The following is a 16,152-nucleotide window of genomic DNA, read 5'->3' on the forward strand; positions in this document are numbered from 1 at the left end:
CTCTAAGCTGGGGGGAGCGGGGTCCTGGTTTTCAGGGGGTCCGGTCAAGGGCGAGGTGGATGAGGAGGACGGTCATGGACAAGGCGATCATCACAGTGGTGGGAAAGGATGCCATTGGCATCATTGGCAAGGTCTGCACAGACCTCTCCCAGCAAGGTGTCAATGTGCTGGATATCTCGCAGACCATTCTGGACGGCTTCTTCACCATGATGATGATCGTGGACTGCACCGCCTGTAGGGATGATTTCGATGCACTGAGCCAGCGGATGGAATCTTTGGGAGAGGACATCGGAGTCTCCATCCGCTGCCAGCGCGAGGAGATCTTTACCAGGATGCACCGGGTCTGAGGAGGCAGCCATGATCACACGTGACGAGGTCCTGGAGACCAACGACATGATCGATCGGGAGCGTCTGGACGTACGCACCATCACCATGGGCATCAGCCTGCTGGACTGCGCCAGTCAAGATGTGGACATGCTCTGCCGGAACATCCATCGCAGGATCGTTTCCTTGGCTGGCGATCTGGTGTCCACTGGGGACTCCATTGCCCGCGAATACGGCATTCCCATCGTCAACAAGCGGATCACCGTCACCCCCATCTCTCTGGTAGCCGCCGGAGCCTGTCACACCGTGGAGGACTATGTGGCCGTGGCCAAGGCTCTGGATCGCTCGGCCCAGGAGGTCGGCGTCAACCTGATCGGTGGTTACTCGGCCCTGGTCGGCAAGGGCATGACCCCGGCCGAGCGACTGTTGATCAAGTCCCTGCCCAGGGCGCTGAACCAGACGGAACGGGTCTGCGCCAGCGTCAACGTGGGCTCCACCAGAACGGGCATCGATATGGATGCCGTAGCCCTCATGGGCCGGGTCGTCAAGGCCACCGCCGAGAGCACTGCCGACTCGGACAGCTCTGGCTGCACCAAGCTGGTGGTCTTCTGCAACGCTCCGGACGACAATCCCTTTATGGCCGGTGGCTTCCATGGGGTTAGCCAGGGGTCGGCCGTCATCAACGTGGGGGTCTCCGGCCCCGGCGTGGTCAAGACGGCCTTGGAATCAGCCAAGGGAGCGGACTTCGGGCAGCTCTGCGAGACCATTAAACGGACCGCTTTCAAGATCACTCGGGTGGGTCAGCTGGTAGCCCAGGAGGCCAGCCGTCGTCTAGATGTGCCCTTCGGAATCATCGATCTGTCCCTGGCGCCCACCCCTGCGGTGGGGGACTCGGTGGGCGAAGTCCTGCAGACCATGGGTCTGGAGCAGGTGGGCGCCCCAGGGACCACTGCGGCCCTGGCCATCCTCAACGATCAGGTCAAGAAGGGCGGCATCATGGCTTCCAGCTCGGTGGGAGGGCTGTCTGGAGCCTTTATTCCCGTGTCCGAGGATGCCGCCATGATCCAGGCTACGCAAGAGGGAAGCCTGACCCTGGAGAAGCTTGAGGCCATGACCTGCGTCTGCTCGGTGGGGCTGGACATGATCCCCATCCCCGGGGACACTTCTGCGGAATCCATCTCCGGCCTTATCGCCGACGAGGCGGCCATCGGCATGATCAACCAAAAGACTACAGCAGTCAGGGTCATTCCTGTCATCGGCAAGCAGGTGGGCGAGTGGGCCGAGTTCGGCGGGCTCATGGGCGGCGGGCCGGTCGTGCCTGTCAATACCCGCTCATGTGCCGACTTCATCAACCGGGGCGGACACATCCCGGCTCCCATCCACAGCTTCAAGAACTGAGTGCGCTCGCGGGGTTCAGCGGCCGCCTTGGAATCCCAGCTGCCGCCAGGCCTCGTAGATGGCTATGGAAGCGCAGTTGGTCAGGTTCAGGCTTCGCAGGCTGGGCCGCATGGGCAGCCTGACCTGTTCGGCCACGTGAGGGCCGGCCATAATGTCCATGGGGTCGGGGATGTCGCCCGGCTCGGGGCCGAACAGGAGGATGTCGTCCGGCCGGTAGTTGACCTCGGTGTAGAGCTTGTCGGCGTGGGCGGTGAAGGCGATGATCCGGCTGCCGGGCATGGAACGGACCAGGTCGTCGAAGTCCGGGTGCAGGACCACGTGGGCCATGTCATGGTAGTCCAGGCCGGCCCGGCGCAACTTGGTGTCCTTGAGGTTGAAGCCCAGGGGCTCTATCAGATGCAGGATGGTGCCGGTCACGGCGCACAGGCGGATGGCCGAGCCGGTGTTGCCGGGGATCCGCGGCGAGTAGTAGCACAGGTGGGGTGTGGAGGTCTTCACCCGGCTGGCCTGCTCGGCCTTCATCATGGCGTCCACTACCGAGATGGGGTTGCCGTGGGCGTCGGTGACCAGTTCATCCGGACCATAATTCGATTTGCGGTATCCGTACTCGTACATGCTTTCGACAGCCTTCGATGGGTCGTCGGACCGCTCCTGCTCCTGCTCCTGCCTGTTCATGAGGCCAACCTACCGTCGCCAAACGACAGGTAAGGGAACATCGGTCGGCACCGTCAGGCAGAATACGGCGGTTGAATGAGGCAGAATCGGATGGCGAAGGGCGGTGTGACCATGGAGAACGCGGAAACGGCCTCGGCGGAGATTGAGCCTATCCGCCTGAGGCTGTTCGACTGGTGGAGCCGATATGCCCGCGACCTGCCCTGGCGCTTTGGGCGAACCACGCCTTGGGGGGTCCTGGTATCCGAGGTCATGAGCCAGCAAACCCAGATGAGCAGGGTGGTGCCCTACTGGGTGGCCTGGATGAAGGTTTGGCCGGATGCGGCCTCCCTCGCTGCCGCACCCAAAGCTGAAGTCATCACGGCCTGGGGCCGACTGGGCTACCCGCGCCGAGCCCTGCGCTTGCAGGAGTGCGCGCAGCAGGTGGCCGGCCAGTATGCAGACCGGCTGCCCCGGGATTACGACCAGCTGGTGGCCCTGCCTGGCATCGGCGACTACACAGCCAGCGCTGTCATGAGCTTTGCCTACGGCGAGCGGATCGCCGTCATCGACACCAATATTCGCAGGGTGCTTTCCAGGGTCTTTCTGGGGCGTGAATCCACCGGTGGCGCTGCCAGCCGAGAGGAGCGCCAGCTGGCCTGGCAGGTCCTGCCTGAGGACGGAGAGCAGAAGCCTGTTAGCGCCGACGAAGGAGGGCCGGAGGATGTCGGTGTTCAGGACGGCGGTGCCCAGGAAGATAGTGGGCGTCTGGGACTTGCTGATCCGAAGGTCAGGTCGGCAGCCTGGCGGGAGCCGCCCTCGGCCCGATGGAACCAGGCCGTCATGGAGCTGGGAGCCACGGTCTGCATCGCCCGCAAGCCGGCCTGCGATATCTGTCCTCTGGCCGGCCACTGCCGCTTTCTCAAGGCCGGAATGCCCGGTCTAGGCGTAGGCAGAACCAGGCCCCGGCAGCGCTTCGCGGGCACCGACCGGCAGGTACGCGGTGCCATTCTTCAGGCCCTACGGCAGGCTTCGGGCGAGCCCGTCTCCAAGGAGGACCTGAGACACCTGTGCGAGGACGAAATCCGACTTGATCGGTGTATCGCCTCCCTGGACGAGGACGGCCTTCTGGAGATCGGCCAGAACGGCAGCCTAAGTCTGCCGCAGTGAAGGCTGCCCTGTCGATTAGACTGGGAAAGTATGGCCAAGCGACGCATGAGCGAAAAGAAGCGGCGGATGTATCGTCGCCGGAGGATTGCGGCAGCCCTGCTGGCGGTGCTCTTCCTGCTGGTCTGTGCTGGCCTGGTTTGGGGCGTGGGGGCCGGCATCAGAGCACTGCGCGGAGGCGATGGGGGCCAGGGAGTCTCGACCAGCGCCCAGCAGGACGCAAAGACCAAAACCAAGGACAAGGACAAGCAGGGCAAAGATCAGAAGAAGGACGCCGGCAAGAAGCGTTCCTCCGGAGCTCCTGACTGTAACAAGGGGGATCTGGCTCTGGAGCTGGCTGCACCTAATCCCAGCACTGAGGTCGGCGGGTCCATCGACTTTACGGCAACCATTCGTCACAAGGGAACGGGCTCATGTTTGGTGGATGGTTCCGACGGCGGCCGTGTGCTCGTCATCACCAGCGGTCAGGATACCATTTGGCGCTCCGATGCCTGCCCGGTTGGGGCGCGCACCCTGCTCATGGCCACAGGAGACAAGGACGTGCAGACCATTACCTGGCATGCCGACAGGAGTCAGGACAGCTGCCAGCCAGACCAGAAGTTGCTCAGGGTCAAGGCCGGTTCCTACCATGCCAAGCTGGTGCTCAAGGCCGATTCGCACGTGGTTTCCCAGTCAGTGCCGATCATGATTCAATAGCAGCTTTTCCAAGACGACACGCCGATTGCGTCCAGGTCCTTTGCCTGCTATAGTTTTGTCTTTGCATGAGGTGTGTCATATAGCGGGCATGCATCATCGAGGAGATGCCCGCGAATAGGCATATGGCGGCCATTCGGCATCTCCCTGGGGTAACAGGAATGATCGAGTACGGCGAGCGATAAGGAACGTCCATTTTGGCTGCCAATAAAGCTGTAAGTAGTACCACCGCAACGCAGGCACGCGCTGACGAACACGACATCAAACTGCACAAGGCCACCGATCGTGTCAATTTCGGATCCATCCGCGAACCCATCGAGGTGCCCTACCTCCTGGGCGTGCAGACCGATAGCTTCGACTGGCTGGTCGGCAATGACCGCTGGAAGAAGCGTGTCGAGGAGGATCGGGTCAACGGGACCCATACCGTGGCCCCCGTCTCCGGCCTGGATGAGGTCTTCCAGGAGATCTCTCCCATCGAGAACTTCGCGCAGACCATGAGCCTGACCTTCTCCGATCCCTACTTCGAGGAGCCCCGGCACACGGTCCAGGAGTGCAAGGAGAAGGACTACACCTACTCCGCCCCCCTGTACGTGAACGCCGAGTTCGAGAACGGGGACACCGGCGAGATCAAGTCGCAGACCGTCTTCATGGGCGACTTCCCGCTGCAGACCCCCCACGGCACCTTCATCATCGGCGGCTCGGAGCGCGTCATCGTCTCCCAGCTGGTCCGCTCTCCCGGCGTCTACTTCGACCGCACCCAGGACCGCAACTCCGACAAGGAGATCTTCGGGGCCAAGATCATCCCCAGCCGGGGCGCCTGGCTGGAGTTCGAGATCGACAAGCGCGATGTGCTGGGCGTGCGCGTGGACCGCAAGCGCAAGCAGTCCGCCATCGTCTTCCTCATGGCCATAGGCATGACCAAGCCGCAGATCCGCAAGGCCTTCAAGGGCTATCCACTGGTGCTGGACGCCCTGGAGAAGGAGACCATCGAGACCCAGGACGAGGCCCTGACCGACCTCTACCGCAAGATCCGGCCCGCGGACACAGCCTCGCCCGAGGCCGGCCGCAACCTGCTGGATTCCTTCTACTTCAACACCAAGCGCTACGACCTGGCCCGGGTCGGCCGCTACAAGATCAACCGCAAGCTGGGTCTTGAGGCCGACTTCAACGACCGCAGCCTGCATCCCGAGGACATCATCGCCACCCTGAAGTACCTGGTGACCCTGCATGCCGGCGGGCAGACCTTCCCCGGACGCCGCGACGGCAAGGATATCGAACTGCGGGTGGACGTGGACGACATCGACCACTTCGGCAACCGCCGCATCCGTCAGGTGGGCGAGCTGATCCAGAACCAGCTGCGCACCGGCCTGAGCCGTATGGAGCGCGTGGTCCGTGAGAGGATGACCACCCAGGACGCGGAGGCCATCACCCCGCAGTCCCTGATCAACATCCGCCCGGTCAACGCCACCATCAAGGAGTTCTTCGGAACCTCCCAGCTGAGCCAGTTCATGGACCAGAACAACCCGCTGGCCGGCGTGACCAACAAGCGTCGTCTCTCGGCCCTGGGCCCCGGCGGCCTGTCCCGCGACCGCGCCTCCATGGAGGTGCGCGATGTGCACCCCTCCCACTACGGACGCATGTGCCCCATCGAGTCCCCTGAAGGCCCCAACATCGGCCTGATCGGCTCCCTGGCAACCTTCGCCCGGGTCAACCCCTTCGGTTTCATCGAGACCCCCTACCGCAAGGTCATCGATGGCCAGGTGACCGACGACGTGGTCTACATGACCGCCGACCAGGAGTCCGAGCACACCATCGCCCAGGCCAACCAGGAGATCGACGAGACCGGACACTTCGTCGAGGACGAGGCCCTGGTGCGTGACGCCGAGGCCGAGGCCAAGGATGTGCCCGTCTCCCAGGTGGACCTGATGGATGTCTCCCCCCGGCAGATGGTTTCGGTGGGCGCCTCCCTGATTCCATTCCTGGAGCACGACGAGGGCCACCGAGCACTGATGGGCACCAACATGCAGCGTCAGGCCGTCCCCCTGGTCAAGTCCGAGCGTCCCCTGGTGGGCACCGGCTCCGAGTGGCGCTCCGCCATCGACTCGGGTGATGTCATCCTGGCCGAGAAACCGGGCGTGGTCACCTACGTCTCCGCCGACATCATCCGCGTCATGAATGATGACGGCACCCAGTCCTCATACAAGCTGGCCAAGTTCCAGCGGTCCAACCAGACCACCTGCTACAACCAGGTCCCCTTGATCAAGGACGGGGAGCGGGTCGAGGCCGGCACGGTCCTGGCTGACGGCCCTGCCACCGAGAAGGGCGAGATGGCCCTGGGCAAGAACGTCCTAGTGGCCTTCATGCCCTGGAACGGCTACAACTACGAGGATGCCGTCATCATCTCCCAGCGGCTGGTACAGGACGACACCCTGAGCTCCATCCACATCGAGGAGTATGAGACCGACGCCCGCGAGACCAAGCTGGGCGCTGAGGAGATCACCCGGGACCTGCCAAACGTGGGCGAGGATGCGGTGGCCAACCTGGACGAGCGCGGCATCATCCGCATCGGTGCCGAGGTCGAGGCCGGGGACATCCTGGTCGGCAAGGTCACCCCCAAGGGCGAGACCGAGCTGACCCCCGAGGAGCGGCTCCTGCGAGCCATCTTCGGCGAGAAGAGCCGCGAGGTGCGCGACACCAGCCTGCGGGTGCCCCACGGCGAGACCGGCACGGTCATCGAGGTCAAGGAGGTCACCCGCGAGGATGCCGAGGAGGACGGCGATGAGCTGCCCAACGGCGTCAACCGGATGATTCGGGTCTACATCGCCCAGCACCGCAAGATCACCCAGGGCGACAAGCTCTCGGGCCGTCACGGCAACAAGGGTGTCATCTCGAGGATCCTGCCCGAGGAGGATATGCCCTTCATGGCCGATGGCACCCCCATCGACATCATGCTCAACCCGTTGGGCGTGCCCTCGCGTATGAACCTGGGACAGGTCCTGGAACTCCACCTGGGGTGGATCGCCCACTCCGGCTGGGACATCAGTCTGGATCCCGACCTGGAGGCCGAGTGGAAGAAGCACATCCCGGCAGGTGCCGAGAAGGCCGAGCCCGGCACCGCCGTGGCCACCCCGGTCTTCGACGGCGTGCGTGAGGACGCCTTGAACGGTCTGCTCAAGACCACCCTGCCCAACCGTGACGGCGAGCGCCTGGTGGGCGACGACGGCAAGGCCGTACTATACGACGGCCGCACCGGCGAGCCCTTCACCAAGCCCATCTCCGTGGGCTACATGTACATGCTCAAGCTCCACCACCTGGTCGATGACAAGATCCACGCCCGGTCCACCGGACCATACTCCATGATCACCCAGCAGCCCCTGGGCGGCAAGGCCCAGTTCGGCGGCCAGCGCTTCGGCGAGATGGAGGTCTGGGCCCTGGAGGCCTACGGCGCCGCCTACACCCTGCACGAGATGATGACCACCAAGTCCGACGACGTGGACGGCCGCGTCCGGGCCTATGGAGCCATCGTGCGCGGGGAGAACCTGCCGGCGGCCGGCATCCCCGAATCCTTCAAGGTGCTGCTCAAGGAGATGCAGTCGCTCTCCTTGAACGTGGAGGTGCTCAACGCGGAAGGCAACGTGATCGAGATGAAGGACGAGGACGACGACCCGAGCGCCGCCTCCGACGACCTGGGCTTCAACATCGGCGCCCGCCCGGACGCCGCCGCCAAGGCCGACCAGTCCGCTCCCGAGCCGGAGTACCGCTGAACTACCAGTCACAGGGATGCCCGCTTGAAGGGCATCCCGCCAAGAGGCAAACTTCAGAGCAGTTACAAGATCAGAGACAGGACACAGAGTGCTGGACGTCAATGCATTTGACAAACTGAGAATCGGACTGGCCACGGCCGATGACATCCGCGGCTGGAGCTATGGCGAGGTCAAGAAGCCGGAAACCATCAACTACCGTACCTTGAAGCCCGAGAAGGACGGCCTGTTCGGCGAGCAGATCTTCGGACCCACCCGCGACTGGGAGTGCGCCTGCGGCAAGTACAAGCGCGTGCGCTTCAAGGGGATCGTCTGCGAGCGCTGCGGCGTGGAGGTCACCCGCTCCCGCGTCCGCCGCGAGCGTATGGGCCATATCGAGCTGGCCGCCCCCGTCACCCACATCTGGTTCTTCAAGGGCGTGCCCTCCCGGCTGGGATACCTGCTGGACATCGCGCCCAAGGACCTGGAGAAGGTCATCTACTTCGCGGCCTACATGGTCACCAAGGTGGATGAGGAGCAGCGTCACAAGGACCTGCCCGACCTGCAGGACGAGTTCGACAATGAAATCTCCCAGCTGGAGAAGAAGCGCGACCTGGAGATCGACAAGCGCGCCAAGAAGCTGGAGGAGGACCTGGCTGAGCTGGAGAAGACCGACGAGGTCAAAAGTTCAATGAAGGCCCGTCTGCGCAACGGGGCCGAGCGGGACATGACCGCCATCCGCAAGCGCTATGACGACCAGATTCAGCGGATCACCGCCGTCTTCGACCGCTTCAAGACCCTGAAGCCCGGCGACATGGAGGGTGACGTTGATCTGTGGCGGGAGATGCAGGACCGCTACGGTGACTACTTCGAGGGCTGCATGGGCGCCGAGGCCATCAAGAAGCGTCTGCAGGACTTCGACCTGGAGGGTGCCGCCAAGGAGCTCCGTCACGAGATCGACACCGGCTCCGGCCAGCGCAAGGCCCGTGCCCTGAAGCGGCTCAAGGTGGTCTCCGCCTTCCTGAACACCGGCAACAAGCCCGAGGCCATGGTCCTGGATGTCGTCCCGGTCATTCCGCCCGACCTGCGCCCCATGGTGCAGCTGGACGGCGGCCGTTTCGCCACCTCCGACCTGAACGACCTCTACCGGCGCGTCATCAACCGCAACAACAGGCTCAAGCGTCTGATCGAGCTGGGCGCACCCGAGATCATGCTCAACAACGAGAAGCGCATGCTCCAGGAGGCTGTGGACTCCCTCTTCGACAACGGCCGTCGTGGCCGCCCCGTCACCGGAGCCTCCAACCGTCCCCTGAAGTCCCTGGCAGACATGCTCAAGGGCAAGCAGGGCCGCTTCCGTCAGAACCTGCTGGGCAAGCGTGTGGACTACTCCGGCCGTTCCGTGATCGTGGTCGGGCCCTCCCTGCGCATGCACCAGTGCGGCCTGCCCAAGCCCATGGCCCTGGAGCTCTTCAAGCCCTTCGTCATCAAGCGGCTGGTGGACCTGAACTACGCGCAGAACATGAAGAGCGCCAAGCGTTTGGTCGACCGTGGAGATCCCGAGGTCTGGGGCGTGCTGGAGGAGGTCATCTCCGAGCACCCCGTCCTGCTCAACCGTGCGCCTACGCTGCACCGTCTGGGCATCCAGGCCTTCGAGCCCATCCTGGTCGAGGGCAAGGCCATCCACCTGCCCCCGCTGGCTTGCGCGGCCTTCAACGCCGACTTTGACGGCGACCAGATGGCAGTCCACCTGCCCCTGTCGGCAGAAGCCCAGGCTGAGGCCCGCTCCCTCATGCTGGCCTCCGACAACATCCTCAAGCCCGCCGACGGCCACACGGTCACCATGCCCTCCCAGGATATGATTCTGGGTCTGTACTACCTGACCACCGTGGTTGACGGCGCCAAGGGCCAGGGCCGGATCTTCTCCAGCCTGGCCGAGGCCCGGATGGCTCTGGACCTGGGCGAGATCGACATGCAGGCCAAGATCCTGCTGCGGGTCCCTGCCGACTTCGTCATGCCCAGGAACTGGGAGCCTGGTGACCTCAAGGTCGTCGACCCTGAGCCCGGCAGCCCCGATGTGGTCAAGGAAGAGGTCTTCAAGGACGGCTCCAGGCTCTTCGCCACCAACTACGGGCGGGTTCTGTTCAACCGGACGCTGCCTGTGGACTACCCCTTCATCAACGAGCAGGTACCCAAGGGCAAGCTGTCCGGCATCGTGGACGACATCGCCACCCGGTACTCGACCGCCCAGGTGGCGGCCACCCTGGATGCCCTGAAGGATCTGGGCTTCACCAGGGCCCAGTGGTCCGGCGTGACCATGGCCTTCTCCGACATCGTGGTGCCGCCCGAGCGCAGCGAGATCGTCAACGAGTACCAGGGGCAGGCCGCCAAGGTCAACTCCCAGTACGACATGGGTCTGCTGACCGACGAGGAGCGCCGCCAGGAGCTGATCAACCTGTGGACCGAGTGCACCGACAAGGTGGCTGATGCCATGCAGGAGCATTTCACTCCGGACAACAACGTGAACATCATGGTCCAGTCCGGGGCACGAGGCAACTGGATGCAGATCCGTCAGATCGCTGGAATGCGAGGCCTGGTGGCCAACCCCAAGGGCGAGATCATCCCTCGACCGGTCAAGTCCAACTACCACGACGGCCTGTCGGTGCTGGAGTACTTCATCTCCCAGCACGGCGCCCGCAAGGGTCTGGCCGACACCGCACTGCGTACCGCCGAGTCGGGCTACCTGACCCGTCGTCTGGTCGATGTCTCGCAGGATGTGATCGTGCGCGAGGAGGACTGCGGCACCATGCGCGGTCTGACCATGAAGGTGGCCGAGCGCGACGAGCAGGGCAACCTGGTACTGGTCAAGGCCGCCGACGGCGGACCCTACTCCAGGCTCCTGGCCGCCGATGTCATCGACCCCAAGGACGGCAAGACCGTGCTTTACAAGCGCGGCGACGCCCTGTCCATGGATGTGCTGCGCGACATGGTCGCCCACGGCGTGGAGGAGGTCAAGGCCCGCTCGGTCCTGACCTGCGAGTCCACCCGCGGGGTGTGCGCCAAGTGCTACGGCTGGTCCCTGGCTACCAACAAGCTGGTGGATGTGGGCGAGGCCGTGGGCATTGTGGCTGCCCAGTCCATCGGCGAGCCCGGCACCCAGCTGACGCTGCGTTCCTTCCACTCCGGCGGCGTGGCTTCGGCTTCCGACATCACCCAGGGTCTTCCCCGTGTCACCGAGCTCTTCGAGGCCCGTACCCCCAAGGGCGAGGCTCCCATCGCGGAGTTCCCCGGAACCGTCAAGGTGGAGGACACCGACCGCGGCCGTCAGGTGACCCTGACCCCGGACGACACCTCTGTGGAGGCGCTGACCTACCCGGTCACCCGCCGTGCGCCCATGATGGTCAAGGACGGACAGCACGTCGAGGCCGGCACCCAGCTGATCGAGGGCTCCGTGGATCCCAAGAAGATCCTGCGCATCCTCGGCCCGCGCGCCGCCCAGGTGAACATCGTCAACGAGGTGCACACGGTCTACCGCTCCCAGGGCGTGGACATCCACGATAAGCACATCGAGGTCATTGTCCACCAGATGCTCCGCCGCGTTACGGTCATCGACTCGGGCGACACCGACCTGCTACCCGGCGAGCTGGTCGACCAGGCCAAGTTCAAGGCCGCCAACATGAAGGCCGTCAAGGCCGGAGGCAAGCCGGCCGCAGGACGTCCTGAACTCATGGGCATCACCAAGGCCTCCCTGGCCACCGACTCCTGGCTGTCGGCCGCCTCCTTCCAGGAGACGACCCGCGTGCTCACCGAGGCCGCCCTGAACCAAAAGGTCGACGATCTCAAGGGCCTCAAGGAGAACGTGATTATCGGCAAGCTGATCCCGGCCGGCACCGGCCTGGCCAGGTACCGCAACGCCACCGTGGAGCCCGACAAGGCCATCCGCGACACCATCTACCCCAACTTCGGCCTGGGTGGCGGCGACGTGGACCTGAGCGACGCCGACCTGAACGATGTGGACTTCTCCAACATCGACTTCGGGGATCTGAAGCTGGGCGACGACTTCAACCCGGACGACTTCCTCAACGACCAGGGCGGCCAGAGCCATCTGGACACCCCCAACGTGCAGGATCCGTCAGCTGAGTCTGGCGATCAGACGGCTGCCACAGGCGCGGGATCCTCGGATGCCGCCGATGGCAGTGACTCCGATCAGAAGCCGTCCCAGCAGCCTGGTTCGGCCACCTTCTCCTCTTCGGAGGATCAGCACTCCAACCAGTGAGTGCCTGCACGACCAGTAGCCGCAGATCCTCTGGGCCGGATGATCCGACCTCGAGGATTCGGCTGCAGGATATGCGATAAAGGATGAGGGCCCGTGCGATCATAGCGATCGTACGGGCCCTCATCTTGTTTTTTCGCGGTCAAGATTGCAGGCAGACAGTGACGACGATGGCTGTAGATGACGGCTATTTGGTGGCCATATCTGGTCAGGGAAGAATCGTTTCGGCAAGACCAGCATGGCAGGTAGGTCAGCGCAAATGCCGAGTGGAAAGCAGGGTCCGCCAACGTCGCGTTCGTGGCAGGGATGCCAGGATGGCAGATCGAAGCTTGTCCACCAGCTGCCAGCAGTCTTCGGCCTCCTGTTCATCGGAGGGGTGCCGGTCGAAAGAGGCCTGATCGGCCATGCTGCGCAGTCGATCCAGATCCCCGCGCAGTCCGGCCGCCGAGGACCCTGGGGGATCGGTCAGAAGGGTCTGGGCAATCAGAACCGCTTGCTCGCTACGGGTGCCGTCCAAGGACAGACCGGTCTGCCTGCCCAGGTTGCCGATCTGTCGCCAGCCGGCGCGGATACGTGTCTTCGGATTGCCCGTAGACCGTGCCCGCCTGCGTAGCCGGGCTTTGACGGCCAGTAGGAGCAGGATCGGGAGGGCGGGTAGCCAGACCGGCATGGTCCAGAGCGTCGCTTTGGTTATCAGGGGTCCGTACCGCTTCCAGAAGGAGGGTGGAGACTGCGGGGATGCTTCCTGCCCGCCGACGGTGGTCCTGCCTTGGGTGGTGTGGTCGTCGTGGGGAGGGTCGGCCAGCGGGGGTGGTGGCTGGCGGACCAGGGTGCGTGGGTCGGGGGGTGTGGGGTCCAGGGATTTGTCCGGGGTCTTGGTCTCTGGTGGTGTGGGGTAGAAGGGGATCCATCCGAGTCCCTTCAGATTGACCTCCACCCAGGCCTGGGCATCACGTCCCGTGAAGTCGACTCGGGTGCTCCCGTCCGCCTGGGTCCTGGTCCGTGCTCGGCTGATGGAACCGTCATGGTTCTTCGGCAAAAATCCCAAGACCACCCGGGATGGCAGACCCATCTGCCTGGCCAGGAGTGCCATGGCCGAGGCGTATTGCTCGCTGTCGCCCACCATGGCCTGGCCCTGCAGGAGCTGATTGATTCGATAGTCACCATGGCCGGAGGGCGAGGGATAGTCGCCGGCCAGACCATGGGAAAACCATCCCTCCTTGTGCAGCCGTTCCTCGATGGCCAGTGCTCTAGCGCCGCCGCGCACCTGCATGGAGGTCATGGAGGCAGCCGCTTTGGGCAGGCTTTCAGGGGCATCCGACAGGGAAGGCACCTGCGCATCTCCCGGATCGCTGTCGGCTATGCGACGCGTTGCGGGTCGGTTTTGGGCCACGCCGTGCACTGTATAGCTGGCTCCTGCCTGTAGGGCCTGATCGGTCAGAGCAGTGTCCGTAGCCTTGTTGAAGTAGAGGTCTTTCCGTTGCAGGTCCTGGTCCGGATCGATGCTGCCGACCTGTCCGGCGGAGGGCAGCCAGGCGTGGTCGAATCCTTCCCTAATTAGAAAGGTTGCGGTAAAGGGCTGTCCGGTTTGTTCGCCGTCTTTGGTCTTCTCCTGCTGCCTTTCTGTGCGGATCTGGGCGCCGATGCGCCGGTAGTCGGCGGCTCCTGCGCCTGAGGAGTCGGACAGATTCCAGACCTTGCCGTCATAGCGGTCCATGACTGCCATCCGGACGGGCGTGCCGGCGGGCAGGTTGTGTACCGTGACCAGGGTATCGTCGCGGTGTCGCTTGATATAGGCACGGTAGTCGCTCAAGGGGCTGGTGAACAGGTAGGGGTCCATGGGCGGCTGATAATGGTCGCGGATGACCTGCCGGGTCGGAGCAGGCAAGATTCCAGCGGAGAAAATCATTCCGGCTGCTAGGGCCAGGGTCAGGAGAGTGGATGCGAGTCCTTGTAGACGCAGCAGACCCAGTCCACTTGCGCTCCAAATCAGCAGAAGCAACCAGAGGATGCCGCCCGTCAATGCCGGATAGAGGCCTCCGCTGGTCCCTAGGGCTGCTGACACAGCCATGGTGGCCAGGATGGGCAGGGTGGCTGCCAGGACGGCCACTGGGTGTGCCGGCCGTCCCAGATTGCGGCCTAGGCCATGGCGGGCCAGCAGCACGGCCAGACAACAGGTCCAGAGCATCAGCGTCCACAGGGCCATCAGTCCGCAGGCTTCCTGTCCGAGAGGCGGATCGATGGCTACCAAGGTTTTGAAAGCGCCGAAGGTGGATGACCAACCTTGTGCCAGGGTTGTCCTGGTGGGCAGGACGTGTGCCAGGGTGGTCCCGTTCAGAGTGAAGATGGGGCCGAGCAGGAACTGGGCCGCGATCAGCAGCAGAGGCTGGAGGAGGGCTGTAGCAATATTACGGCGAGGGAGCATGGCGATCAGCAGTCCGGTCAGACAAGCTGCGGCTCCCACTGTCAGCCAGAAGGACATGCTGCCGTAGACCGGCAGCAGCTGCAGTCCGGCCAGCAGATCGAGGGGCGCCAGTGCGGCGACCAGAATGATAGGGGAGCGGCGCCTGGTGGGGTCGACTCTGGATTGCAGACCAGTCCGGTCGATCAGACGAATCGGCTCCCTCTGGGCTTGCTCCATCCATGATGCTGATGATGTGCTCATGGCTGGTTCTCCAAGAGGATGGGGAGGTCCCGAATACTACCCAAAACAGCGTTGACCAGGCCCGGTTGTGCCTGCAGGCTTGGATGAGCATCCAGGTCAGCAGCCAGCAGCATGACCGGGGAGGCGCTCTGAGCCGATTCGCCCATCAGCGCTGAGGGTTGGCGGTCGCCCATCGAACCGGTTACCAGAATGGTCAGGCTGGTCCGCTCGGAAGCATCAGTCCGGTCAAGTAAGTCATAGCCGTCTTGGCGGGGGTGGATGGCACTGCAGGCGTCCAGAAAGCTACGGGGATCTTCCGTGGGCAGGATGGTTCCATGGGTATCGGAATTGTCTGGTTCCGGGGCCAGCGCTTGCAACCGATGGCCATCAAGCAGGCATCGGCAACCCAAGGAGGCATAGATTGCAACTGCAAGCTCGAACTCATCCGCGTTCCGGTAGGAGGCGGCTTGGCCGTCCAGGATCAGTTCGGTCCTAGTGCGCAATGTGGGCTCGTACTGACGGACCATCAGTGTGCCGGCCCGGGCAGTGGACAACCAGTGGACCCGTTTCATGTCGTCGCCCGGAGCATAGGGGCGCAGGGCATGGAATTCCAGGTCGTCGTCGACAATGCCGGGACCAGGATCCCCCTCCAGGTCGCGTTCCAGTCCGGCTTCAAGGGGCGGCAAGGCAACCGTGCGGGGATGGATATAGAGTTTTCGGGCGCCCGCCAGGATTCGACGGCGGCGAATGAGCCCCAGCGGATCCCCGGCCTCCATGGTCACCGGACCCAGGTCAATCACGCCACGGGACCTGGCTTCCAGCTTCAAGCGGATCTGGTGACTCTGGCCGGGAGCCAGCGCAGGCAAAGGCGCCATGATGGTTCCCTGGCTCAGAGCCAGACCGATTCGGCCACGGCGGGTGGAACGCCTGCCTGGGTTGGTCAGAACCAGTACCAGCTTGGCCTGGCCACCCACCTCAAGATGTCCCTGGTCCAGACTCGTTTCAGCGCTACAGGACAGATTGCCCAGGCTCATCAGCAATCCCAGAAGCAGCATGCCCGCGCCCAGCAGAGCCCCTGCCAGCAATTCACGCCAGCCTGTAGGGACGAAGGCCAGAGCGCACAAGAGCGCGGCCAGGGCCATGGCTCGGCCCAGGGCAGTGACCGACTTCCACAGGTCAGCGGTCTGGGCTCGCATGCCCTGTCTGGATCCGGCCGAGGATGCCGGTATTTCCTCCGGGGCAGGTCGGCGGGCAAAGGCGGTCAT

At 64.0% G+C, this 16,152-nt stretch carries 9 protein-coding genes; 6 read left to right on the plus strand and 3 right to left on the minus strand.

Annotated features, from left to right (window positions below; genetic code table 11):
• The first annotated feature begins 74 nt into the window (after nucleotides 1–74).
• Nucleotides 75–347, plus strand: a complete 273-nt coding sequence (locus DKK74_RS01705; RefSeq protein WP_015021435.1) for an ACT domain-containing protein — start codon at nucleotides 75–77, stop codon at nucleotides 345–347.
• Nucleotides 348–357: 10 nt separating this feature from the next.
• Nucleotides 358–1,722, plus strand: coding sequence for a PFL family protein (locus tag DKK74_RS01710; RefSeq protein WP_110412480.1), 1,365 nt, complete (start codon nucleotides 358–360; stop codon nucleotides 1,720–1,722).
• Nucleotides 1,723–1,737: 15 nt separating this feature from the next.
• On the opposite strand, the gene DKK74_RS01715 is transcribed toward DKK74_RS01710, so the two are convergent.
• Nucleotides 1,738–2,397, minus strand: a complete 660-nt coding sequence (locus DKK74_RS01715) for a tRNA (cytidine(34)-2'-O)-methyltransferase (protein WP_110412481.1) — start codon at nucleotides 2,395–2,397, stop codon at nucleotides 1,738–1,740.
• 111 nt (nucleotides 2,398–2,508) lie between these two features.
• Here DKK74_RS01715 and DKK74_RS01720 point away from each other — a divergent pair, with 111 nt between their 5' ends.
• The 4 genes from DKK74_RS01720 to DKK74_RS01735 all read left to right on the plus strand — a co-directional run bounded on the left by DKK74_RS01720 (nucleotide 2,509) and on the right by DKK74_RS01735 (nucleotide 12,246).
• A complete protein-coding gene (locus tag DKK74_RS01720; protein ID WP_375537547.1) occupies nucleotides 2,509–3,543 on the plus strand; it encodes an A/G-specific adenine glycosylase in 1,035 nt (344 codons plus the stop codon).
• 45 nt (nucleotides 3,544–3,588) lie between these two features.
• Nucleotides 3,589–4,236 (plus strand): hypothetical protein, encoded by a 648-nt coding sequence (locus DKK74_RS01725; protein ID WP_146210524.1) that lies wholly within the window; start codon nucleotides 3,589–3,591, stop codon nucleotides 4,234–4,236.
• Nucleotides 4,237–4,430: 194 nt separating this feature from the next.
• Nucleotides 4,431–7,997: a DNA-directed RNA polymerase subunit beta gene (rpoB, locus tag DKK74_RS01730; RefSeq protein WP_045935092.1), complete on the plus strand. Its 3,567-nt coding sequence runs from the start codon at nucleotides 4,431–4,433 to the stop codon at nucleotides 7,995–7,997.
• An 88-nt stretch (nucleotides 7,998–8,085) separates the two neighbouring features.
• A complete protein-coding gene (locus tag DKK74_RS01735; RefSeq protein WP_110412483.1) occupies nucleotides 8,086–12,246 on the plus strand; it encodes a DNA-directed RNA polymerase subunit beta' in 4,161 nt (1,386 codons plus the stop codon).
• Nucleotides 12,247–12,493: 247 nt separating this feature from the next.
• On the opposite strand, the gene DKK74_RS01740 is transcribed toward DKK74_RS01735, so the two are convergent.
• A complete protein-coding gene (locus DKK74_RS01740) occupies nucleotides 12,494–14,908 on the minus strand; it encodes a transglutaminase-like domain-containing protein (protein ID WP_110412484.1) in 2,415 nt (804 codons plus the stop codon).
• Nucleotides 14,905–16,152 carry a DUF58 domain-containing protein gene (locus DKK74_RS01745; RefSeq protein ID WP_110412485.1) on the minus strand — a complete coding sequence of 416 codons (1,248 nt, stop codon included), beginning with the start codon at nucleotides 16,150–16,152 and terminating at the stop codon, nucleotides 14,905–14,907. The genes DKK74_RS01740 and DKK74_RS01745 overlap by 4 nt, the downstream gene beginning before the upstream one ends.

It is taken from the genome of Bifidobacterium asteroides, assembly GCF_003202755.1.
Classification (GTDB): domain Bacteria; phylum Actinomycetota; class Actinomycetes; order Actinomycetales; family Bifidobacteriaceae; genus Bombiscardovia; species Bombiscardovia asteroides_F.